We start from the raw sequence: 23,756 nt of genomic DNA, 5'->3' as shown, positions 1-23,756 counted from the left end.
GGGCAGTCATTCCGATGCGCGAAATCATTTTCGATACGGAAACCACAGGTCTGGAATCCAAATTCGATCGTATCATCGAAATTGGCGGGATCGAGCTGATCAATCATTTTCCGACCGGAAGAAGCATCCACATCTACATCAATCCGGAGGACCGGAAAGTCCATCCCGATGCGCTTGCAGTCCACGGCATCACCGATGAGTTTCTGCAGGATAAGCCCAAATTCGCCGAGGTTGTGGACCAGATTCGAGAATTCTTCGATGGTGCCCGCTGGGTAGCGCACAATGCCACCTTCGATATGGGTTTCGTCAATGCGGAATTTGCGCGCCTTGGCATCGAGCCTGTATCGCCGGAATGGGTAACCGATACGCTGGCGCTTGCGCGCCGCAAACATCCGATGGGTCCGAACTCCCTGGACGCGCTCTGCCGTCGATATGGTGTCGATAACTCGCGTCGCGACAAACACGGAGCGCTTCTTGACTCCGAACTTCTGGCCGACGTCTATATCGAGATGATCGGTGGCCGGCAGACGGCACTTGGATTCGGCTCTGCGTCTAAAACGCAAATCACCGCACAAGAGGATGATCGTCCTACGCCACCGCTGCAGCGCGAGCGGCCACTGCCGTCACGCCTTGATGTGCAGGCGCTAGCTGCGCACGAAAAGCTTTTGCAGTCGATGGGTGAGAAGGCTATTTGGAATAAATACCGCAAGCCTTCTTGAACTCTCTGTGCAAGACACCGGACAACAAAAAACCCGGGCTCGATGAACCCGGGTTACAGAATGATCTTGGGCGATCCGATCAGTTCGGGACGGCCTGAACCTGAGAGCGGGCCTGTTCTTCGGCAACGCGCTGGGCAAACATCTGTGCGAAATCGATCGGGTCGATCATCAAAGGCGGGAAGCCACCATTGCGCGTCACGTCTGCGATGATTTGACGGGCGAATGGGAAGAGCAGTCTCGGGCACTCGATAAAGAGAACCGGCAGCATGTGTTCCTGCGGGAAACCGGTGATGCGGAATACGCCGCCGTAGGTCAGCTCGGCCACGAACAGAACCTTGTCGCCATCCTTGGCTTCTGCATTCAGCGTCAAGACGACGTCGAAGTCGGAACCGGAAATCGGGTTTGCATTGACGTTGACGTTGATGTTGATCGAAGGCGCGCCATCACGAGCCTGAAGCGAACGCGGCGCACCCGGATTTTCGAACGAAAGATCCTTTGTGTACTGGGTCAGAATATTGAGAGACGGCGCCGCGCCGTTCTGTGCGCCATTTTCAGTGGTCATGATGTGCCTCGTAAAGTGAATGCCGTGAATGCCGTCTATCATCTGGACCCGAGGCTTACAACCCTCCGGCGCCCTCCGGCAGACTTACTCTCTGGGTAGATTGCGGTCATTGCGATCGGGTGACCAGGGTGAATTGTTCTGACCTTCGCGATGAAAATCGTCCTCGTCCAGATCGACCACCTTTGACGATGTCGAACCACGCGGAGCATTGCGAAAACCGCCACGAGCAAAATCCGCAACGATGATATTGGGTCGAAAGATCGTCCAGAAAAACCGGCGCACCGCCGGCACGAGCAGCAAAACCCCGATAATATCGGTGAAAAATCCCGGAACGAAAAGGAGGATACCAGCGATGACACGCATGCCGCCGCTGACAAGCGCCTCTGCTGGCTGGTCGCCCGTACGTCCCGCATTTTGCAGATTTCGCACCATACCCAGACCACCATTGCGCAGAATGATGAGGCCCAGCATTGAGGTCAGGATGATCAATGCCAGTGTCGGCCACAGGCCGATTGCCTTCCCGACCACGATAAAGCCGGCAATTTCCAGAATGGGCATCAAAAGCACGATGATCGGCAGCAGTGAGAAACGCATATTTCTAGCCTTGCGTGTTGGATAGTGAGCAGAAAACCGATCTGCAGGAACCGCCGATTGAATCTGCATATTTGAAGATTGATCGGATGAAGACTATATGATGGTTCAACATTGGATTTAAATGGTGGTTTCGGTAAAAGATGGGCTCAAGCGACTTCATAACATTGTTTTTCCTTGTGGCGGCGGTGCTGATCTTTTTCCAGCTTCGCAGTGTGCTTGGCCGCCGCACCGGCAACGAGAAGCCGCCATTCGATCCTTTCAGCGCCCGTGAAACAGCAAAAGCGCCAAATGACGATAACAAGGTCGTTACCTTGGCGAAGCGTGGCGAAACGGATGAAAACCGTTTCGCTGGCGTGGACATGATCGCGCCGGCCGGTTCTGCTCTGAATGATTCCCTGCGCCAGCTTGTCGAGAGCGATCCGTCTTTCCAGCCGAAGGAATTTCTCAACGGCGCCCGGATGGCTTATGAAATGATCGTCATGGCCTTTGCGGACGGCGATCGGGATACGTTGAAGAACCTTCTTTCCAAGGAAGTCTATGACGGCTTCGATGCGGCGATCTCCGAACGGGAAAAGCGCGGCGAAGTGGTGAAGTCCACCTTTGTCGGCATCGAGAAAATCGATATCACACAGGCAACGGTGCGCGGATCCGAGGAACAGATTACGCTGCGCATCATCAGCCAGTTGATTTCCGCCACCTATGACAAAGATGGCAAGCTGGTGGATGGTGATGCGGAAAACGTATCCGAAGTCGACGACATCTGGACCTTCTCCCGCGATATCCGTTCTCGCGATCCAAACTGGAAGCTGATCGCGACTGAATCCGAAGCATGATCACGACGAGAGATTTTCACCTTCAAAAGGTGTCGTTCGATAAGTTGGAGGGCTGGGGGCAAGATGACCCCTCAGCCCTTTTTGCCGCGATGGGCGATATCCTGGCCCACCTGAATAAGGGCAAGCCCTACCGCAGTGCAAGCCTGGGTCTTTCGGCCGAGGATCTCACGGTGCTGCTGGAAAAGGCGAAGACGGCTAAGATCGACACTGCCGATCAGGCGCGCGCCTTCTTCGAGGAGAACTGCGTTCCCTTCCGGATTGTCCTGGCGGACGAAAAGCGTGGCTTCGTCACCGCGTTTTACGAGCCGGAACTGGAGGTTTCGGCAGTCCGGGACGAGGTCTGGAAATATCCGATCTACAACCGCCCGGGTGATCTGGTCGATATTGATGACAGCAACCGCCCGTCCACTATCGATCCCTATTATGCCTTCGCTCTAGAAAGGGACGGCCAGATTTCCGAATATCCGGATCGACGGCAAATCGATCAGGGCTATCTTGAAGGCAGGGGGCTCGAAATTGCCTTTGCTAAATCCAAGGTCGATCTGTTTTTCGTCCACGTCCAGGGTGCCGCGAGGCTGAGATTTGCCGACGGGTCGCTGAAACGCGTGACTTATGCGGCCAAAGCTGGCCATCGCTTCTCCCCGATCGGTCGCCTGTTATTGGATCGCGGAGAGCTCGTTCCTGCCACCGTCTCGATGCAGACGATCCGTCAGTGGCTTGCCGATCATCCCGACCAGGTGGATGAGGTGCTCTGGCATAATCGGTCCTACATATTCTTTCGCGAGGCGGACGTAGACGGGTTGGAGGTCGGGCCGATCGCTGCTGCTAAAGTGCCTCTTGTCGCTGGACGATCGCTCGCCGTCGACCGCCTGATTCACACCTTCGGTTTTCCCTTTTTCATCCAGTCGCAGAGCCTGACCCATTTGGATGGCGGAAAGCCGTTTGCCCGTTTGATGCTGGCGCTCGACACCGGCTCCGCAATCGTCGGACCCGCACGAGGCGATATCTTCACCGGTTCGGGAGATGAGGCTGGCGAACTTGCAGGCACCGTGCGCAATCACGCGGATTTCACTATACTCATCCCCAAAGAGGCTGCGGAAAGGTATCTCTGATGAAGGGTGGGCGCAAACTCGGCAAGGAGGAGCGCGTGCTGTGGGGCAAGGTTGCCCGCACAGCGCGGCCGATCTCCGGTCGCATGGAAGATCTGTTGGTCTTCGAGGACGTCGAGGTGAATCCGGCCCCTAATCCGCCCATCGCATCCGCCAAGCCCATTCCGCCATTCCCGCAGATGATTATAGAACCTGTGCCGGAGTCTTCCGCGCCAGGGGTGAAAAAGGATCGAGTGCATCACCCATTGGAAAAGCCGGTAAAGCGCAAGCTCACGCGCGGTCGACTGGCGCTCGAAGCACGTATCGACCTTCACGGCATGTTCCAGAGCGAGGCGCATGCGGTGCTTCTCGATTTTCTCGTGCGCGCGCATGAGCGCGGTTTGCGTCACGTGCTGGTGATCACCGGTAAAGGTCGGTCTATGGGCAGCGATGGGGCATTGAAGCGCGCGGTACCCATGTGGTTCTCTAAGCCGGAGTACCGCCACCTGATCTCCTCTTACGAGGATGCTTCCATGAACCATGGCGGCGATGGCGCGCTGTATGTGCGGCTGTCCCGCAGGCGGGGAGACAAGTCGTGACGCCCTTCGCCGAAGCCGTTCGGCGTCTGCGCGAGCAGAAGGGCGTGACGCAGAAAGACATGGCTTTTGCCATCGGTGTGTCGCCCGCTTATCTCTCGGCACTCGAACATGGGAAGCGGGGTACACCGAGCTTTGATCTGTTGCAGCGCATCGCCGGCTACTTCAACATCATCTGGGATGATGCTGAGGAGTTGTTCCGCCTCGCCGGCACTTCGCATCCCCGTATCATCATCGATACGGTCGGTCTTCCGCCAGAATATACCGCTCTTGCCAATGCGCTTGCGCATGATATTCGCAAGCTGCCTCGGACTGTGATAGACGAATTGTCAGCCGTGCTGCAAAAAGGCCGTTCTTGTGACTGAAAGTCGCGCTATCCCCTGTTTTATCGAGGGTTTGAGGGGCGCAGACTTTGGATATCGGGACGGAATTCCTATAGTCGGCCAACCGGATTGAAAGTGATTCGCTGCGATTGCGCGCCCGAAAAGCGGTACGCTCTGGCAGCGCCCATTGGAAAGAATGCTTATGACTGAAACACCGTCGAGCGAAAACAGCGTGAATACGGAATATGGAGCCGATTCGATCAAGGTTCTCAAGGGCCTTGATGCTGTGCGCAAACGTCCCGGGATGTATATCGGGGATACTGACGATGGGTCCGGTCTTCACCACATGGTTTATGAAGTGGTGGACAACGCGATCGACGAGGCGCTTGCCGGTCATGCCGATCTCGTCACCGTGACGTTGAATGCCGATGGCTCCGTCACCGTGACAGACAACGGCCGCGGTATCCCGACCGATATTCATACGGGCGAGGGCGTCTCGGCTGCGGAAGTGATCATGACGCAGCTCCATGCCGGCGGCAAGTTCGACCAGAACTCCTATAAGGTATCCGGCGGTCTGCATGGCGTCGGCGTTTCGGTCGTCAACGCTCTCTCCGTCTGGTTGAAGCTGCGTATTCGCCGCAACAGCAAGGTCCACGAAATCTCCTTCACCCATGGCGTCGCGGACAAACCACTGGAAGTGATCGGCGAATATGAAGGCCGCTCGGGCACGGAAGTCACCTTCCTGGCAAGCTCGGATACCTTCACGATGACGGAATACAACTACGCTACGCTTGAGCATCGCCTCCGCGAACTTGCCTTCCTTAACTCGGGCGTTCGCATTCTGCTTACCGACAAGCGCCACTCCGACATCAAGCAGGAGGAGATGGTTTACGATGGCGGTCTGGAAGCTTTCGTACGGTATCTCGACCGCGCCAAGAAGCCGCTGGTCGACAAACCAGTTGCCATTCGTGGCGAAAAGGACGGCATTACGGTCGAAGTCGCCATGTGGTGGAACGACAGCTACCACGAGAATGTGCTTTGCTTCACCAATAACATTCCCCAGCGCGATGGCGGCACGCATATGGCGGGCTTCCGCGGCGCGCTGACACGTCAGGTCACCTCTTATGCGGATAGTTCAGGTATCACCAAAAAGGAAAAGGTCTCGCTTCAGGGCGAAGACTGCCGTGAAGGCCTGACGGCGGTTCTCTCGGTCAAGGTGCCGGATCCGAAATTTTCCTCGCAGACCAAGGACAAGCTCGTTTCGTCCGAAGTGCGCCCTGTCGTCGAAAACCTCGTCAACGAGGCGCTCAGCACGTGGTTCGAAGAGCACCCGACAGAAGCAAAGATTCTCGTCGGCAAGGTGGTGGAAGCTGCCGTTGCGCGCGAGGCCGCACGCAAGGCCCGCGAATTGACCCGCCGCAAGGGCGCACTCGATATCGCCTCGTTGCCGGGCAAGCTTGCAGATTGCTCCGAGCGCGATCCGGCAAAATCCGAACTCTTCCTCGTCGAGGGTGACTCCGCTGGTGGGTCAGCCAAGCAGGGACGCTCGCGTGAAACGCAGGCCATCCTGCCTCTGCGCGGTAAGATCCTCAACGTGGAGCGCGCCCGCTTCGACAAGATGCTGTCCAGCCAGGAAATAGGCACGCTGATTACCGCGCTCGGCACCTCGATCGGCAAGGACGAATTCAACGCGGACAAGCTGCGTTACCACAAGATCATCATCATGACCGATGCTGACGTGGACGGCGCTCATATTCGCACGCTGCTCCTGACATTCTTCTTCCGGCAGATGCCGGAACTGATCGAACGCGGTCATCTCTACATCGCCCAGCCGCCGCTCTACAAGGTCACGCGCGGCAAGTCCGTCCAGTATCTGAAAGACGAAAAGGCGCTGGAAGACTACCTGATTTCGATGGGTATCGAAGAAGCATCGCTGACGCTTGGCTCCGGTGAGGTGCGTGTCGGCCAGGATCTGCGCGAAGTCATTGCTGACGCCGTTCGCATGCGCTCGCTGATCGACGGCCTACATTCCCGATATAATCGGTCGGTCGTGGAACAGGCGGCCATTGCTGGAGCGCTCAATCCGGAACTCTCCGCGGACGCCAGCAAAGCGGAAGCCACGGTTGCGGAAGTTTCCCGTCGTCTGGATATGATCGCCGAAGAGACAGAGCGCGGCTGGTCTGGCGAGGTTCTCGCCGATGGTGGCTTGCGCTTCCAGCGCATGGTTCGTGGTGTCAAGGAACTTTCGACGATCGATATCGGCCTGCTCGGCTCCGCCGACGCCCGCCACATCGACCAGCTGGCCGCACGAAGCCGTGAGGTCTATGCGACTGTTCCGGTCCTGCAGCGCAAGGATGGAAGTCTGCAGATTTCCGGTCCTCGCGCGCTTCTTGAAGCCATCTTCGCAGCTGGCCGCAAGGGCCTTTCCATGCAGCGATACAAGGGTCTTGGTGAAATGAATGCCGAGCAGCTATGGGAAACCACGCTCGACGCCAACGTTCGTTCGCTGCTGCAGGTCAAGGTCAATGATGCGACCGATGCCGATGGCTTGTTTGCCCGTCTGATGGGCGATGAGGTAGAACCACGCCGCGACTTCATCCAGGAAAACGCGCTGAGCGTCGCAAACCTCGATATATGATTTTGCTGTGGATCGTGTCGGCGCACGATTCACGTGAAACAGTTTGTTAAGAAACCCGGCTTCGATGCCGGGTTTTTTATTGGCGAGAAGGAAGAAAGTTTCGGTTATGCTCAAGCCGGAGGCTCAAGAATCCGGCTAATCGGTAAATCCCTGCAAGTCAGTCCGCGTTGCCCGTGAACTTGCCTTCGAACGCGATCTGCGACAGCGCAAGCCTCTTGCTCGGGACTTCGCGTTCTGCCAAGTCGTCAGGGAGCGTGCTCTTATGCGCGATCTTGCCGATAGCAACCATGGCTTCAACGGCATAACCTTCCGGGACATTCAGTTGCTCAAGGATCTTGTCCTTGAATATGCCTGCCATGCCATGGGCGTGATAGCCAAGCTTGTGGGCCTGCATTGCGAGAGCAAACCAGGCCGCGCCCGCGTCGAAGGAATGCGTCGCCGCTGGCTTCTTTTCACCGTCGCGGAGATTGTAAGTACGCGACAGAATGACGATCAGGGCAGAGGAATTCTTGGCCCAGCGCTGATTGCCCTCCATGAGAAGGCCAATAAAGTTCTCCCACTCAGCCGATCCATTCAACCCGTAGACAAAACGCCAAGGCTGTTGGTTGGAAGCCGAAGGTGCCCAACGCGCGGCATCGAGAATGGTCAGCACATCGTCCTTCGGCATTGGCTTGCCGTCATAAGCGCGAGGGGACCAGCGATCGAGGAAAAGAGGATCGACGGGGTAATCTGTGTCACGCGAATTGCTGGTCGTCATGATGTGTCCTTATCAATAGGAGAGGAAGGCAGATGCGATCGTATTTTTGCGGCCTCTTCATGGTCAAGGGGTGACAAGGATAAATAGTTCGTTCATATATGCATCATCTTGTCTGACAACTGGGAGAGATCCATGAAACTGATGCGCGTCGGTCAACCCGGCCACGAAAAGCCCGCCATTCTTGATGCGGAAGGAAAAGTCCGCGATCTCTCAGGCCACGTGAAAGACATAGGCGGGGAAGCGATTTCACCGGAAGGCCTGAAGAAAATCGCAGCACTGGATTTGTCCACGTTGCCAGTTCTAAACGAAGATCGCATCGGCGCATGCGTTGCCGGCACAGGCAAGTTCATCTGCATCGGTCTGAACTTCTCCGACCACGCTGCCGAAACAGGCGCTGCTGTTCCGTCCGAGCCGGTCATCTTCATGAAGGCGACATCAGCGATCGTGGGACCGAATGACAACGTCGTCATTCCACGCGGCTCCGAAAAGACCGACTGGGAAGTCGAACTCGGCGTTGTTATCGGCAAGACAGCGAAATACGTGTCGGAAGCTGATGCTTTGGATTACGTCGCTGGCTACTGCGTCTCGCATGACGTCTCTGAGCGCGCTTTCCAAACGGAGCGCCAGGGCCAGTGGACAAAGGGCAAGTCTTGCGACACCTTCGGCCCGATCGGTCCATGGCTCGTTACAAAGGATGAGATCGCCGATCCGCAGAACCTTGGTATGTGGCTGAAGGTGAATGGTGAGACCATGCAGAACGGCTCCAGCAAGACCATGGTCTATGGCGTTGCCAATGTCGTGTCGTATCTCAGCCAGTTCATGTCGCTGCATCCGGGCGACGTCATCTCCACCGGCACGCCTCCAGGCGTTGGCCTTGGCATGAAGCCGCAGCGCTTCCTCAAAGCCGGCGATGTTGTCGAGCTCGGCATCGAAGGTCTTGGGACTCAAAAGCAAACTTTCGTCGCCGATATCTAACGAACGAGGCGGTTCATCCCTGTCCTTGCCCTTCGCATTTCGCTGGAGAAGAGGGCAGGGTGAACCAAGCCGTTTTGTGCAACTGCGAAAAGATGCTAGACTGTCACAAAAGACGACGATGACGACGGGAGGCGTTTATTCGTGTTCTATCATCTTTATGAAATGAACCATGCGGCCATGGCACCTTTGCGCGCCAGCGCTGATCTAATGCGTCAGGCCTGCAACAACCCTCTCAACCCCCTGTCCAACACCGCTTTTGGCCGCAGCCTCGATGCAGGTTTCGAAGTCTTTGAGCGAATGACGCGCCGCTATGGCAAGCCCGAATTTGGCATCGCGAAGACTGAGATCGGTGGCAAAGCTGTCGATGTGTCGGAAGAGATCGTCTGGTCCAAACCTTTTTGCCGACTGATCCATTTCAATCGAAATCTGCCTGAAGATCGATTGGACGATCCAAAAGTTTTGCTGGTTGCACCGATGTCTGGCCACTATGCCACGCTCCTTCGTGGCACGGTCGAGGCGCTCCTGCCGCACGCGGATCTCTATGTAACCGACTGGATCGACGCCCGCACAGTTGCGCTGACCGAAGGCCGGTTCGATCTGGACGATTACATCTCCTACATCATCGAGATGCTGCATCACCTTGGTAATGGCACGCATGTGGTGGCTGTCTGTCAGCCCTCGGTTCCGGTGCTCGCCGCCGTTGCGCTGATGGAGGCGGATCAGGACGGCTTTGCGCCTGCCTCAATGACCTTGATGGGCGGGCCGATCGATACGCGCATCAATCCGACTGCCGTCAACGAGCTCGCCAAGGCCAAGCCCATCGACTGGTTTCGCGACAATGTCGTCATGTCCGTCCCATGGCCGCAACCGGGCTTCGGACGTGCGGTCTATCCGGGTTTCCTGCAACTTTCCGGCTTCATGTCCATGAATCTCGACCGGCACATGACGGCGCACAAGGATTTCTATCTGAACCTCGTGAAGAATGACGGCGATTCGGCGGAAAAGCACCGGGAATTCTATGACGAATATCTCGCCGTTATGGACCTGACCGCCGAATTCTACCTTCAGACAGTCGAAACCGTCTTCATCGAGCACGCGCTTCCGAGAGGCATGATGATGCACAGGGGCAGGGTGGTTGATCCAACTGCCATTCGTACTGTCGCGCTCTTTACCGTGGAAGGAGAGAATGACGACATTTCCGGTGTCGGGCAGACCAGGGCCGCACATGATCTTTGCCTGAACCTGCCAGCCGACAAACGTCGCCATTATATGCAGCCGGATGTCGGCCATTACGGCGTCTTCAACGGCTCTCGCTTTCGCAATGAAATCGTGCCGCAAATGATAGCTTTTTTTCAGACGCATCAGCGCCGGCCCTGAACGAGAGCGGATGGCTTTTCGCGGCGAGACGGGCTATGACCGTGTCCATGTTTTCGCTGCTTCGAAAGTCCCTGAAATCACCGTCTTCCCGCAAACCGGCGCATACCCAGCGCACGGTCGAGGTGGGCGGGCGCAACGTGCCGATCACGATCAAGGAAAACCAGCGGGCAACGCGTATTACGCTGCGCATCGAACCAGGCGGCAAGGCGCTGAAGCTGACGATCCCTTATGGCCTCCACCATGCGCAGGTCGATATGTTTCTTGATCGTCATCAAGGATGGCTTGAAACCAAATTTGCAAAGTTTTCTGCGCCGACGGGAATGAATGACGGGGCGTCCATTTCCATCCGTGGTACGCTCCATACGATCCGGCACTCGGGTTCAATGCGCGGCGTAACCCATATCACTCAAGATGAGGACGGTCAGCCTCTGCTGAAGGTGAGTGGGTTACCTGAACATACAGGCCGGCGCGTTGCGACTTTCCTGAAGAAGGAAGCCCGGGCCGATCTGGAGCGACTTGTTACCATCCATTCAAAGGCAGTTGGCAGGCCAGTGCGCTCGATCTCGATGAAAGATACGCGCAGCCGCTGGGGTTCCTGTTCGCATGAAGGGAACCTGAGTTTTTCCTGGCGCATCGTTATGGCGCCGGAAAGCGTGATCGATTATCTGGCCGCCCACGAAGTGGCACATCTTAAAGAGATGAATCACGGCCCGAAATTCTGGGCGCTGTGCAAGAAGCTCTGCCCCGAGATGGAGAAGGCGAAAGCATGGTTGAAGCAGAACGGCTCGCAACTTCATGCTATCGATTTTGACTAGTCTGCAATTGCAGGTTTGGATTCACGTGAAACATTTATTCGCATGTCCGCTTCGCCCGCATTTTGGCTCGACTCGCAAGGCGTTTCGTGTCACGTCCCAGTCATGAAAAGTGCCAGTATGCCGGACATCAAGATTTGCGGGCTGAAAACGCCGGAAGCCATTGAACGCGCGGTTCGGCGTGGGGCGACGCATATCGGTTTCATCTTCTTCGAGAAGAGCCCGCGCAACATCGAGCTGGATATCGCAGGTAAGCTGGCGGATGCCGTGCGCGGCAGCGTCAAAGTCGTTGCCGTCACCGTTAACGCCGATAATGACGAGCTTGATGAGATCATCGATCTTTTGAAACCCGATATCCTCCAGCTCCATGGAAGCGAAACCCCGGAACGTGTGCTCAGCGTCAAGGCGCTTTACGGCCTGCCGGTGATCAAGGCTTTTTCTATTCGTGACGCCGATGATCTTGCCAAGATAGATCCCTATATCGGGATCGCGGACAGTTTCCTGTTCGATGCCAAGGCGCCCGCCGGATCCGAATTGCCGGGAGGCAATGGCGTCTCCTTCGATTGGAGTGTTCTGCATTCTCTTGACGAGAGCGTGAATTACATGCTTTCCGGAGGTCTGAACGCGGATAACGTTGCCGAGGCTTTGGCAAAAACCGGAGCAAGCGGACTGGATGTATCGTCGGGTGTGGAAAGCGCGCCTGGTGTAAAGGATTTGGCCAGGATCGACGCATTTTTTGATGCGGTTCGATCGGCTAGGCTGCAGGGAGTTTGAAAGTGAACGAAACGCTGAAACCCAACTCGTTTCGCGCCGGTCCCGATGAGGACGGACGCTTCGGTATCTACGGAGGCCGCTTCGTTGCCGAAACGCTGATGCCTTTGATCCTCGACCTGCAGGCCGAGTGGGAAAAGGCGAAGAACGATCCGGAGTTCAAGGCGGAGCTTGAGCATCTCAATACGCACTATACCGGACGCCCAAGCCCGATCTATTTCGCCGAGCGGCTGACGGCTGAACTCGGTGGTGCGAAGATCTATTTCAAGCGCGACGAGTTGAATCATACCGGTTCGCACAAGATCAACAACTGCCTTGGCCAGATTCTGCTCGCCAAGCGCATGGGCAAGACACGCATCATTGCTGAAACCGGTGCCGGTCAGCACGGCGTTGCCTCCGCAACGGTTGCCGCGCGTTTCGGCATTCCTTGTGTGGTCTATATGGGCGCGACCGATGTGGAGCGTCAGGCGCCTAACGTCTTCCGTATGAAGCTTCTCGGCGCCGAGGTAAAGCCGGTGACGGCAGGCCACGGCACGCTGAAGGACGCGATGAACGAGGCTTTGCGTGACTGGGTCACCAATGTCGACGACACCTATTACATGATCGGCACCGCTGCCGGCCCGCATCCCTATCCGGAAATGGTGCGCGAGTTCCAGTCGGTCATCGGCAAGGAATCGCGTGAGCAGCTGCTGGCGCTGGAAGGCCGTTTGCCGGACATGCTGGTTGCCGCCGTTGGTGGCGGATCCAATGCCATCGGCCTGTTCCATCCGTTTCTCGATGACACGAGCGTCAAGATCGTCGGCGTCGAAGCGGGCGGCAAGGGGCTGGAGGGCGAAGAGCATTGTGCTTCGCTAACCGCCGGTTCACCGGGCGTTCTGCATGGCAACCGCACCTATCTGCTGCAGGATGGTGACGGCCAGATCAAGGAAGGTCATTCGATCTCCGCCGGTCTCGATTATCCGGGCATCGGGCCTGAGCACTCCTGGCTGAAGGATGCCGGACGCGTCGAATATGTGCCGATCATGGACAATGAGGCACTCGACGCCTTCCAGATGCTGACGCGCACGGAAGGCATCATTCCGGCACTTGAGCCGAGCCACGCTTTGGCGGAAGTCATCAAGCGCGCGCCGAAGATGGGCAAGGACGAGATCATTCTGATGAATCTCTGTGGCCGCGGCGACAAGGACATTTTCACGGTCGGTAAAATTCTGGGAATGGGACTCTGATATGACTGCACGTATGGACAAGCGCTTTGCCGATCTGCGTGCGCAAAATCGTCCGGCCCTCGTAACCTATTTCATGGGCGGCGATCCGGACTTCGAAACCTCGCTCGGCATCATGAAGGCGCTGCCGGAAGCCGGTGCCGATGTCATCGAACTCGGCATGCCGTTTTCCGATCCGATGGCCGATGGCCCGGCGATCCAGATGGCTGGCCAGCGCGCGCTGAAAGGTGGACAGACGCTGGCAACGACGCTGGATCTCGCACGCGAATTCCGCAAGCAGGATGATGAAACGCCGATCGTGCTGATGGGTTACTACAATCCGATCTACATTTACGGTGTCGATAAGTTCCTGGACGATGCACTGTCGGCTGGCATCGATGGACTGATCGTTGTCGATCTCCCGCCGGAGATGGATGACGAGTTGTGCATTCCCGCAGTCCAGAAAGACGTCAACTTCATTCGTCTGGCAACGCCGACGACCGACGAGAAGCGTCTTCCGACCGTTCTGAAAAATACGTCGGGCTTCGTCTACTACGTCTCGATGAACGGCATCACCGGCTCGGCCTTGCCCGATCCATCGACGATTTCCGGTGCTGTCGAGCGGATCAAGTCGCATACCGATCTGCCTGTCTGCGTCGGCTTCGGCGTCAAGACTGCCGATCATGCCAAGGCAATCGGTGCGGTGGCGGATGGCGTCGTGGTCGGTTCGGCCATCGTCAACCAGATCGCGCTGAGCCTCACCAAGGATGGTAAGGCAACGAACGACACCGTGCCCGCGGTAACGACCTTGGTAAAGGGGCTTTCGACGGGTGTCCGCGCCTCGCGCGCATGACATCGGGGCGATGTCAGGTCATGATCGACTTGAAATCGCCATTCTGATTTTGAATGTAAAAGAAGAAGAAGAGCGGAACTCGGTCGAAGTCGCAGAGATGCGTCGCCATTGCGCTCAACTGCTGCCGAAGGATCATCGGTTCAGCGGGGACAGTCAGGAGTAAAGAACGTGAACTGGATTACCAATTACGTACGCCCACGGATCAATTCCATGCTGGGCCGCCGCGATACCCCGGAAAATCTCTGGATCAAGTGCCCGGAAACTGGCGAGATGGTCTTCCACAAGGATCTGGAAGAGAACAAGTGGGTTATTCCCGCTTCCGGCTTCCACATGAAAATGCCGGCAAAGGCCCGTCTTGCCGATCTTTTCGATGGCGGTGAGTACGAAGCGCTTCCCCAGCCCAAGGTTGCGCAGGACCCCTTGAAGTTCCGCGATTCCAAGAAATATGCCGATCGCCTGCGCGACAGCCGCACAAAGACCGAGCAGGAAGACACGATTCTTGCAGGTGTGGGCAAGCTGCAAGGCCTGAAGATCGTCGCGGTTGTGCATGAGTTTCAGTTCATGGGTGGCTCGCTCGGTATTGCCGCAGGCGAAGCGATCGTGAAAGCGTTCGAGCGCGCCATCTCGGAACGCTGCCCCCTTGTCATGTTTCCCGCCTCTGGCGGCGCCCGCATGCAGGAAGGCATTCTTTCTCTGATGCAGCTCCCGCGTACGACCGTTGCGGTGAATATGCTAAAAGAAGCCGGCATGCCCTACATCGTCGTCCTCACTAACCCAACGACGGGTGGCGTAACGGCATCTTACGCCATGCTGGGTGACGTTCACATCGCCGAACCGGGCGCTGAAATCTGCTTCGCTGGCAAGCGCGTCATCGAACAGACCATCCGCGAAAAGCTCCCGGAGGGCTTCCAGACGTCCGAATACCTGTTGGATCACGGCATGGTGGACATGGTCGTCGATCGACACGCGATCCCGGACACACTCGCCAATCTCTTGAAGATCATGACGAAGGCACCGGCCAACGCATCTAAGGATACTCTGCCGTTGGCAGCCACGGCCTAAAGCCATCGAACGCGCTCCGGAGGGGTGGATGACGGATATGACGAAGCCTGACATGAGCGAGGCGGAACGCATCATCGAAAGATTGATGCAGCTTCACCCCAAGGGCTTCGATCTGTCGCTGGACAGGATCATCCGCCTCCTAGAAAAGCTTGGCAATCCGCATAAGCGCCTGCCGCCCGTCATCCATGTGGCGGGCACCAATGGCAAAGGCTCGGTCACGGCCTTCAGCCGTGCGCTTCTGGAAGCCGCGGGTCTGGCCGTTCACGTCCACACCTCGCCCCATCTGGTGAACTGGAATGAGCGCTACCGTATCGGCGTCGCCGGCGCTCCCGGTCGGCTGGTCAAAGACGCCATGCTTGCCGATGCTTTGGCGCGCGTGGAAGCGGCCAATGAAGGCCAGCACATAACCGTGTTTGAAATCCTCACCGCCGTCACCTTCGTCCTCTTTGCCGAACAGCCGGCCGATGTCGTGGTTCTGGAAGTGGGTCTTGGCGGCCGCTTCGATGCGACCAATGTCATCTCCAATCCCGCCGTGTCGGTCATCATGCCGATTTCGCTCGACCATCAGGCCTATCTCGGCGATCGCGTCGAACTGATCGCGGCGGAAAAGGCAGGCATCGTGAAGACCGGATCGCCGGTCGTTATCGGCCATCAGGAATATGATGCGGCACTCGATGTGCTGATTGCCACTGCCGAGCGGCTGAAATGCCCGACGGCGGTCTACGGGCAGGATTTTTCCGCCCATGAAGAACATGGCCGCATGGTTTATCAGGACGAGTTCAGCTTGGTCGACGCTCCGCTGCCGCGCCTGCCGGGCCGTCATCAATTGGGCAACGCCGCGGCTGCCATTCGTGCCGTCAAGGCAGCGGGATTCATCGTCACCGACCGCATGATCGAGAAGGCCATGACTTCGGTTGAATGGCCTGGCCGTCTGCAACGCATCACGCGTGGCCGCATCTTCGATCTCGCGCCAAAAGGCAGCGAAATCTGGATCGATGGCGGCCACAACCCTGGTGCCGGCGAAGTCATTGCCGAGGCTATGGCCGGTTTCGAAGAGAAGAGTGCTCGTCCGCTGGTGCTGATAGCAGGAATGATCAACACCAAGGATCAGGTGGGTTACTTCAAGGCCTTCGCAGGCATCGCTGAATACGTCTTCACTGTGCCCATCCACGGCTCGGATGCGGCAATAGATCCGGTGGTGCTGGCCCATGCCGTCTTCGATGCCGGGCTGACGGCGGCACCCACTTCATCGATTGAAGAGGCTCTGGAAGAATTGGGGAAGCGCCTCGACCCGGCCAAGCCCGCGCCACGAATCCTGATCGGCGGATCGCTTTATCTTGCGGGCAATGCCTTGGCGCTGAACGGCACCCCGCCGCAATAATGCGCGAATGATCTCACGAAAAAAGCCCGGCAGAGCCGGGCTTTTTACCTTGCGTATAGCAAACGATTAGGCGGCGCTGGAAATCCAGGCAGAAAGCGCGGTCTTGGGAGCAGCGCCAACCTTGATGTCGGCCACTTCGCCGCCCTTGAACATAGCAAGGGTAGGAATGGAACGAACGCCGAACTGAGCGGCAAGCTCAGGATTTTCGTCGATGTTCAGCTTTGCGACCTTTACCTTGCCGGAGAGTTCAGTTGCGATCTCTTCGAGGCTCGGTGCAATCATCTTGCACGGGCCACACCATTCCGCCCAGAAGTCCACGACGACGGGTTCGGCGGAGTCCAGAACTTCAGACTGGAAGTTGGAGGTATCGACTTTCACGGTAGCCATAATTGGCTCTCCTTTCAGTGAATCTGTTCGGCATTCATGTGATGCGGGAGGGACACATTTTCAATGTCCGGTATCTCACTTTGTCGAGATGGCGGCAAGGGCTTGTGACAGTGCTTCGTTCTTGACCGTCACAAAGGATGCATTCTCCGTGTAGACCAGCGCGCAGGTAAAAGACTTGTCCGGATAAAGCGGTTTCAGGATTTCGCGATAGATCGCAAGCTGCGCGATATGGGAAAACGGGATGGCGTTCTCGTTGGCCGGTGGCACCCGGTTGGTCTTGTAGTCCACCAGAATGACGCGCCCGCCGTCTACTGCCAGCCTGTCGATGCGACCGGAAACGGCAAAGTCCTGCCTGCCAAGACGCAAGGTTCCCATGATAGACACTTCCGCGCGACTGTTGACGGCAAAGGCGGGTTGGATCGCCGGTTCGGCAAGAACCGCAAGCGTGGTGCGGATCAGCCTTTCGCGTTCTCTGTCCGGCCAATGGCGTGCTGCACGCTCTGCATAGCGGCGGGCTGCATCTTCCCGCTCATGGTCAGGATATTCCGGCAGCGTCTGAAGCATCCGATGCACAAGCCGACCGCGTTGCAGCGCAAGGCCTGACGATGTTTCCGGCTTGGCAAAAAGCGGAGAGGTGATGAGAAGATCGTCCGCGCCGTCATCGACGATCGTTCCTGCACCGGAGGGACTGAGTGGCCGAGGAAGGGCAGGGGCCGGTGGCAGCGGTTGCATCAGCGACGCTGGAAGCGCCTCTGGGGTCAAACTCGGCACGGTATCTGCCTGCGCAATTGCTCTTGGAGCCTGTGCATTCATTCGCCACAGCAGACCGTCCCAAGCTTCGCCGCCCGCCTCGAACTGATAAGGCGCGCAGCGATTTTCGTCGGCGGCGAGCGCCCGCTTGATCATCTGGTGCCAGCAATCCGGATTTTCCTTTGGCCCACGATAACCGCAGACGATCAGATGGTCGGCAGCACGCGTCATGGCAACATAGAGAAGGCGGCGATACTCCTCTTCTGCTGCATCTCTCAAACGACTGTCGTCATGGTCGATCAGGGTATTGTCGAAACTCTTTCCGGGCAGCCAGACAGGAAAGGCGGCTTCCTTGGATTCGAGAAAGCGCAATCGCGGAACGTGGCTTGGAATGAATGCCTTCGAGCCGCCATCGACCAGAAATACCACCGGCGCTTCAAGACCCTTGGAGGCGTGAACCGTCATGATGCGAACTTCGCCGCGCTCCTTGTCCTGCTCGCGCTTGATTTCCGGTGCATCGGTCTCCAGCACGGAAATGAAGGATTGCAGTCCGGGAAGGCCGGTCTTTTCATGATCGAGTGCAAAGGAGAGAAATTCGTCTAGAACGTCGCTGGCTTCGTTACCAAGCCGGGCAAGGAAGCGTTTGCGGCCTTCATGTATGGTCAGCACCGCCGCGTAAAAATCATGGATCGTCGCGCTGCGGGAGAGGGCAATGAGGTTGGAAAGTGTTTTCAGCGTCCCGGCAAAACGACTGCCGTCCTCCTGCATGAAGTGTTGCAGGTGATCCCACACACTGGTTTTCTCCGGACGCTTGGCGGCGAGATCGAAAATATCGTCTTCGTTGTGGTTAAAGAGGGGGCTTTTCAGCAGGGCGGAGAGCGAAAGATCATCCTGTGGGAGAAGCACGAAGCGTCCAAGCGCCAGAAGATCTTGAATGGCAATGTGGTCGGTCAGTCGTAACCGGTCGGCGCCGGCAACGGGAATGTCTTTGCGCTGCTTCAATTCGCGTGTCAGCGCGTTGACGAAAGCGTGGCGCTTGCGCACGAGAACAAGAATGTCTCCCGCCTCGATGAAGCGTTCCACGCCTTTCTCAATCACCGTTTCCGTGCCGATCATCGCCGCGATGCGCGCTGCGATCCGGCGCGCGACGATGGCGGGCGGGGCGCTTTCGCGCAGCGCGTCGAAGGGTGCCGTCCAGTCTTCCTCGTCCTCCACCGGTTCGGCGGCGACCATATCCCACACTTCCACCGTTCCCGGCTGGCCGAGGCGGTTGGAACGGTGCTCAACGGGCTCATTGTCGGCGCTGAGACCCGCGGCATTTTCGGGCAGGGAGAAGACCTGATCCACCGCAGCCAGCACATCCGCCGTGGAACGGAAGGATAGCGGCAGGCGGACCGGATGAAATGTCTGCTGGACGGCAGTCACACGCCGTGCCGTCTCCTCACGCTCTTGAGAAAATCGCTCCGGCCTGGCGCCCTGAAAGGAATAGATGGACTGCTTTTCATCCCCCACCGCAAACAGCGTGCGCTGACCGGCGCGCGCCGTTTCGCCATAAAAGAAATCCGCCGCCAGCGATTGGATGATCGACCATTGCACCGGGCTCGTATCCTGCGCCTCATCGACGAGAATATGGTCGATACCCTGATCCAGCTTGTAATGCACCCAGGCGCCCGCCGTATCGCGGTTGAGAAGGGTGGCTGCGCGCTCGATCAGATCCTCGAAATCGAGTTGGCTGCGCTGCTTCTTCAGATCCTCGAAATCGCCGATCAGCCGGTCTGCCAGCGTCAAAGCATGTCTAGTTGCCTCCAACATGCGCAATGTCCGGTACCGGTCGCGGCAGGCAACGACATGGGTGCGTGCAAGCGTCAGGTCGTCCAGAAGATTTGGCGCTGCCGTCTGCATCGCCTTGTTGATGACAAAGGCATCGGATTTGCGCTCACCCTTCTGGGTCAGGAGGGCGCTTTCGATAAAGGCGATGCGCTTGAAGACATCCGTCTCTCTCGCTGCTTCCCTCAGCGCATAGGATACTTCATGGGTACGCGCGCCGCCCTTTTCGTCGGAGAGCGCCAGATAGGTATCGAGCGAAAGACCGGACAGACCCGGAAGCGGCCAATAGGCGATAGCAGTTGTCTCAAGTGTTTCACTCGCGCCGATGCCTGCATGGCGTCGGAGCGCCGCATCGATCCCACCGGTGCGGACGGCCTCTTCGAGAAAGCCGCGCAGAGGGTTACGATTGGCCACGATGGCGCCCAGCAGCGCTTCCAGTCCCGTCTCATCGGCAAGATCCAGCACATAGGCGAGCGCCTGTGCCAGTGGCGTGTCGCGCTCCAGAGAAACGGCGGTCAATAGGCTGCGGCGTGCTTCGGCAAGCAGGCTGCTCGCAGCGCGATCATCCAGAACCGAGAAGTGACCGGCAACGTTCGCTTCCAGCGGAAACTGGTGTAGCAGCGCTTCGCAGAAGGCGTGGATCGTTTGTATTTTCAGTCCACCCGGCGTTTCCAGCGCCTTGGCGAAAAGACGGCGCGCCTCCTTCAGCTTGATTGCATCCGGTATCCGCCCTTCAATGGAGGCGATGCGCTCCTTCAAGGCCGCGTCGGAAAGCGTTGCCCAATCCGCGAGGCGATCAAAGACGCGGCTCGACATTTCCGATGCGGCAGCCTTGGTATAGGTCAGGCACAGAATGGCGGACGGACGGCAACCGGCCAGCAACAGACGGATTACCCGCTGCGTCAAGACATGCGTCTTGCCCGAGCCCGCATTGGCCGACACCCATGCCGAGCTTTTCGGATCTGACGCACGGGTCTGCTGCTGTGTTGTCCAGTCGATCCAGGCATTGGGCTCGTCGCGCGCCGGGCCATGATCAAGCGCCCGTTCGGCGGCGTATTCGAAAAGATCATTCGCCATCGCCATCTCCCGGTTCTGCGGTGGACCATTCGGAAACGCGCGCAAGATGGTCGTATTCGCCACCATAGGATTGCTGTTCTTCCGGGATCAGTCGCGACACGAAGCCGTTCTTGCCCTCGCGTAGCGCTTTGATGAACTTGGTCAGTTGGTCGATGGAATCCGTTGCCAGCTCCACTGCGCTCTTCGGCACGGTCTTCGCGGTAGCCTTTGTATTTTCGTTGTTCACGACATCAGTACCGAAGCGTTCTCCGGGCCGAAGGCGCACATAGATTAGATCTTCTGGCTTTGGCGTGCCAGTATCGCGGAAAGCGCCGCGCATCAGGGCTGCGGCTTCGAGCGCCAGTTGCGGATCGAGAAGAGAGCGGGCCTGTTTCACCGTAGGGGAAAGACCCGTCTTGTAATCGACAATATCCGCCTTGCCATTGGTCTTGATATCGATCCGGTCGGCTACGCCCGTCAGTCGGATACCGGCTTCGGGAATTTCCTGTCCGGCGCGGGCCTCCACATAGGAGCGGCGCACCAAGGGACGGCGATCCTTCTCCCAGTTGAGAAACTCCCGCGCCACCGCGACGAAGCGCGGTCGCCAGACAATATCGATATGTGCGGGCAGATTTTCCTCATCGAAACACGCGTTCAATACGCGCATCATCGCGTTTTCCGATGCGGGTGTACCGGGCACATGGTCTTCGCGCGAATAAAGTTCGATGATGCGGTGGTAGAGCGTGCCGCGATCGGCAGCGCCAGGATCACGGTTGAACTCGTCCAGCGGATCGAGCTTCAGAATGCGCCGGGCATAGATAGAATAAGGATCACGACGCAGCCGCCCGACTTCGCTGAAAGAGTAGCTCTTCGGTTGCAGATCGGCAGGCGGGGTCGGAGAAGGTCGCCGGGCTGCGTCCTGAGTGTTACCTTCGTCCAGCATGGCGGCCCAATGCCGATAGGATTCACCTTTGCGTTTAAGTGTCTTGGCCAGCTCGTCGCCACCGAGCGCCAACAGCCTTTGCAGCCAGCGTGACGCAACGGCAGGTGTCGAACCCTGGCGCAACGCCCGGCTATAGATGATGTGGCGTGTACCATTTGCCATCTCGAAATCATGCGCGAGCTGTCCGATGCGCCGTTCCGGCGGCTCAAGCCCGATGGATGTTTTCATGCTGCGCGACAAGAAAGGATTGTTGGCGGTCTGACCCGGCCAGACCCCCTCGTTCAACCCGCCAATAATCACCGTATCGACACTCTGAAGGCGTGCCTCCAAAGCACCGAAGATGAAAACACGTGGATGACGCATGGCCCGTGGCTTGATCGATTCACCCGCGACAAAGGCCGCCACGATATCGATCCATTGCGGACCATCCGCCTCAAGCGCATTGCCACAGTCCAAAAGCTCGGCAAAAAGACTGGATAGCTTTTCCCCTGCTTCACCAGACCAGAGGCTCGCCAGATCGCCCGCCTCATCAAGGCATATCGCCTCGATCACACGGCCCGACCGCTCCGCCCAATCGGCCAGCGTCAGTCGAGAGGTCAGCCGACCCCGGATCGGATCGCGGTGGATAAAGGCCTGTTCCAGCGGTTCTATGGCCGACCTGATGCGGTTTGCCAGATCGGCGGCAACGAGGTGCGCGTCTTCTGACAGAGCCGTGCGCCAATGCGGCGGATGATGGTCCTCAGCGTGAAGCGTGATCTGATGCGCCAGAAGTTTATCGAGAGTGCCGAGCGTTGTCTCTTCACGCCCACCACGCAGTGCCAGAAGCTCGAGCGCTGCCACAGCCTGCATGATTTGCTGCTCGCTCATACCAAAGCGGCAGAGCGGGTGCTTCAACAGCGAAATGACCGCCACCGGATCCCCCGGCCGCAAGATCGCTTCCAGCGCCAGTTGCAGAAGGCCGGCCTGTGGCGTCGCGGAGAGCGGCGTACCGGCGGAGTCGTCCGCTTCGATGCCGAAGCGGGCAAGTTCCGTCGCAACACGTCGGCCAAGTCCGCGATCTGGTGTGATGAGGGCTGCTTGCGACGGTCCGTTCGCGCCAGGCTTTTCCAGCGCAAGCCGCAGCGCAATGGCGATAGCGGTGGCCTCTTCACGCTCGTTAGCTGCCTCTATCATCGAGGCTGCGGAAAAGGCATTTTGGAAGAAGTCCGCAGATTTATGAGCGCGCCATTCATTCCATTCGGCTGTTGCTCGCACCGGAGCAAGCGCAGTAGAAAAGACGGCAGCGCGGTTTTTCAGATCATCATCCACCGCACCGATCTGCTCCACATCGCGACGCAAAACGCCGAGCTTCTGCAACAGAATGAAGAGTCCATACTGAGAATGGGTTCGGCTTGCCGCGTCATCCGGCGCTTCATTGATCGCCTGCCACTGATCTTCAGGCATATCGCGGTCGAGACCGGGTAGCACGACAGTACCATGCGGCAGCGAGGCGACGGCGGCTATCAGATCCGCCGCAGCGGGAATGGAGCCGGTGGAACCGGCAACGATGATGGGATCGCTGCTGGCGCTCTTCTTCAGTCGTTCGGCTTCGGCGCGCAGAATGGCGTTGCGGTGACGCCCGGCAGAGGAGCGATTGAGTTCGGCAAGTCGGGCAGGCCAGAAGACGCTGGCAATCTTTAAAAAATCCGCCGTCAACTGCCACCACTGCGCATGATCGGCTGTATCGAGATCGGCGAGTGCCTCCCACTCCCGGTCTTCCGTGTCCATCGCGTCAATGACTTCGGAAAGCGCACGCGCCAGCCAGATGGCATCCGCCGGGCTTGTGGGTGCAACGAGCGGCGAATCGGAGTGGATGGCACGAATGGCGTCCGGCAGACTGTTTCGCCAGGCAAGGATTAGCCGCGCAAGCTCCACCAGCCGCGCCGTGCCGGAAATCGGGGGTGCAAGATCGATGGTCGCAGGCGTTTCGATATCGAAATAGCCGCTGTCGTCATCTGTCTCGCCAAGCGGTCGGATGACGGGCAGGATGGCCGAGCGACCGCCGAGAATATCGACGAATTCGGAGCGCAGCACACGGGCCGAACGCCGTGTCGGCACATAGACCGTGACGCGGGCAAGTGACAGCGGATCGGCGGGATCGTAGGCAAAGTCCTTCACGAGCGTCCCGTCGCACAGGCTTTGCGCCAGGGTCTTAAGGAAGGGTGTTCCCGGCGCGATGGTCAGGATGCGTTTGGCATGCGCCAATGGTTC

Annotated in this window: 20 protein-coding genes; 14 read left to right on the top strand and 6 right to left on the bottom strand. The window is 58.0% G+C overall.

The annotated features are described in order from the left end of the window. Positions 1 to 14 precede the first annotated feature (14 nt). Positions 15 to 719: a DNA polymerase III subunit epsilon gene (dnaQ, locus tag QZ862_RS07510; RefSeq protein WP_296035000.1), complete on the top strand. Its 705-nt coding sequence runs from the start codon at positions 15 to 17 to the stop codon at positions 717 to 719. A 79-nt stretch (positions 720 to 798) separates the two neighbouring features. Here the strand turns inward: dnaQ and secB are convergent, their stop codons facing one another. Together secB and QZ862_RS07500 are read right to left on the bottom strand one after the other, a co-directional pair. Continuing rightward, complete coding sequence (gene secB / locus QZ862_RS07505; protein ID WP_296016126.1) at positions 799 to 1,281, bottom strand: protein-export chaperone SecB; 483 nt, start codon at positions 1,279 to 1,281, stop codon at positions 799 to 801. 84 nt (positions 1,282 to 1,365) lie between these two features. Further along, positions 1,366 to 1,875 (bottom strand): FxsA family protein, encoded by a 510-nt coding sequence (locus QZ862_RS07500; RefSeq protein WP_296098707.1) that lies wholly within the window; start codon positions 1,873 to 1,875, stop codon positions 1,366 to 1,368. A 140-nt stretch (positions 1,876 to 2,015) separates the two neighbouring features. Here QZ862_RS07500 and QZ862_RS07495 point away from each other — a divergent pair, with 140 nt between their 5' ends. From QZ862_RS07495 to gyrB, 5 genes are all read left to right on the top strand, one after another. Beyond that, positions 2,016 to 2,708 carry a Tim44/TimA family putative adaptor protein gene (locus tag QZ862_RS07495; RefSeq protein WP_296098704.1) on the top strand — a complete coding sequence of 231 codons (693 nt, stop codon included), beginning with the start codon at positions 2,016 to 2,018 and terminating at the stop codon, positions 2,706 to 2,708. Further along, entirely contained in the window at positions 2,705 to 3,820 is a 1,116-nt protein-coding gene (locus QZ862_RS07490) for a murein transglycosylase A (RefSeq protein ID WP_296098701.1), read from the top strand. The genes QZ862_RS07495 and QZ862_RS07490 overlap by 4 nt, the downstream gene beginning before the upstream one ends. Then, entirely contained in the window at positions 3,820 to 4,395 is a 576-nt protein-coding gene (locus QZ862_RS07485) for a Smr/MutS family protein (protein ID WP_296098699.1), read from the top strand. Before QZ862_RS07490 ends, QZ862_RS07485 begins: the two co-directional genes overlap by 1 nt. Beyond that, positions 4,392 to 4,757: a helix-turn-helix domain-containing protein gene (locus tag QZ862_RS07480; RefSeq protein ID WP_296016117.1), complete on the top strand. Its 366-nt coding sequence runs from the start codon at positions 4,392 to 4,394 to the stop codon at positions 4,755 to 4,757. The genes QZ862_RS07485 and QZ862_RS07480 overlap by 4 nt, the downstream gene beginning before the upstream one ends. Before the next feature lie 160 nt (positions 4,758 to 4,917). Then, positions 4,918 to 7,353 (top strand): DNA topoisomerase (ATP-hydrolyzing) subunit B, encoded by a 2,436-nt coding sequence (gene gyrB / locus QZ862_RS07475; RefSeq protein WP_296098696.1) that lies wholly within the window; start codon positions 4,918 to 4,920, stop codon positions 7,351 to 7,353. A gap of 157 nt (positions 7,354 to 7,510) precedes the next feature. Here gyrB and QZ862_RS07470 read toward each other — a convergent pair whose 3' ends face one another. Continuing rightward, the gene (locus QZ862_RS07470; protein ID WP_296098694.1) at positions 7,511 to 8,110 is read right to left on the bottom strand and encodes a nitroreductase family protein; all 600 of its coding nucleotides are present in this window, start codon (positions 8,108 to 8,110) and stop codon (positions 7,511 to 7,513) included. A gap of 132 nt (positions 8,111 to 8,242) precedes the next feature. Between QZ862_RS07470 and QZ862_RS07465 the strand changes: the two genes are divergently transcribed. The 8 genes from QZ862_RS07465 to QZ862_RS07430 all read left to right on the top strand — a co-directional run bounded on the left by QZ862_RS07465 (position 8,243) and on the right by QZ862_RS07430 (position 16,543). Continuing rightward, the gene (locus QZ862_RS07465; protein ID WP_296098692.1) at positions 8,243 to 9,085 is read left to right on the top strand and encodes a fumarylacetoacetate hydrolase family protein; all 843 of its coding nucleotides are present in this window, start codon (positions 8,243 to 8,245) and stop codon (positions 9,083 to 9,085) included. 141 nt (positions 9,086 to 9,226) lie between these two features. Continuing rightward, positions 9,227 to 10,462, top strand: coding sequence for a polyhydroxyalkanoate depolymerase (locus QZ862_RS07460; RefSeq protein ID WP_296098688.1), 1,236 nt, complete (start codon positions 9,227 to 9,229; stop codon positions 10,460 to 10,462). Positions 10,463 to 10,509: 47 nt separating this feature from the next. After that, positions 10,510 to 11,277, top strand: coding sequence for a M48 family metallopeptidase (locus QZ862_RS07455; protein ID WP_296016198.1), 768 nt, complete (start codon positions 10,510 to 10,512; stop codon positions 11,275 to 11,277). A gap of 117 nt (positions 11,278 to 11,394) precedes the next feature. Then, on the top strand, positions 11,395 to 12,048 hold the full coding sequence (locus QZ862_RS07450; protein WP_296098728.1) for a phosphoribosylanthranilate isomerase: 654 nt from the start codon (positions 11,395 to 11,397) through the stop codon (positions 12,046 to 12,048). Positions 12,049 to 12,050: 2 nt separating this feature from the next. Continuing rightward, a complete protein-coding gene (gene trpB / locus QZ862_RS07445) occupies positions 12,051 to 13,271 on the top strand; it encodes a tryptophan synthase subunit beta (protein ID WP_296016105.1) in 1,221 nt (406 codons plus the stop codon). 1 nt (position 13,272) lies between these two features. After that, positions 13,273 to 14,100 (top strand): tryptophan synthase subunit alpha, encoded by an 828-nt coding sequence (trpA, locus tag QZ862_RS07440; RefSeq protein WP_296016103.1) that lies wholly within the window; start codon positions 13,273 to 13,275, stop codon positions 14,098 to 14,100. Between the two features lie 168 nt (positions 14,101 to 14,268). After that, entirely contained in the window at positions 14,269 to 15,162 is an 894-nt protein-coding gene (gene accD, locus QZ862_RS07435) for an acetyl-CoA carboxylase, carboxyltransferase subunit beta (protein WP_296016100.1), read from the top strand. Positions 15,163 to 15,199: 37 nt separating this feature from the next. Next, on the top strand, positions 15,200 to 16,543 hold the full coding sequence (locus QZ862_RS07430; protein ID WP_296098726.1) for a folylpolyglutamate synthase/dihydrofolate synthase family protein: 1,344 nt from the start codon (positions 15,200 to 15,202) through the stop codon (positions 16,541 to 16,543). Positions 16,544 to 16,609: 66 nt separating this feature from the next. Here QZ862_RS07430 and trxA read toward each other — a convergent pair whose 3' ends face one another. The 3 genes from trxA to addB all read right to left on the bottom strand — a co-directional run bounded on the left by trxA (position 16,610) and on the right by addB (position 23,750). Continuing rightward, positions 16,610 to 16,930, bottom strand: coding sequence for a thioredoxin (gene trxA / locus QZ862_RS07425; protein ID WP_296016098.1), 321 nt, complete (start codon positions 16,928 to 16,930; stop codon positions 16,610 to 16,612). 75 nt (positions 16,931 to 17,005) lie between these two features. Beyond that, the gene (gene addA, locus QZ862_RS07420) at positions 17,006 to 20,584 is read right to left on the bottom strand and encodes a double-strand break repair helicase AddA (RefSeq protein WP_296098686.1); all 3,579 of its coding nucleotides are present in this window, start codon (positions 20,582 to 20,584) and stop codon (positions 17,006 to 17,008) included. Further along, entirely contained in the window at positions 20,574 to 23,750 is a 3,177-nt protein-coding gene (gene addB / locus QZ862_RS07415) for a double-strand break repair protein AddB (RefSeq protein ID WP_296098684.1), read from the bottom strand. The genes addA and addB overlap by 11 nt, the downstream gene beginning before the upstream one ends. Positions 23,751 to 23,756: the final 6 nt, after the last annotated feature.

Source organism: uncultured Agrobacterium sp., assembly GCA_913777615.1.
GTDB lineage: Bacteria > Pseudomonadota > Alphaproteobacteria > Rhizobiales > Rhizobiaceae > Agrobacterium.
Note: the sequence above shows the minus strand (reverse complement) of the source record. Positions and strands in the feature narration are given on the sequence as shown.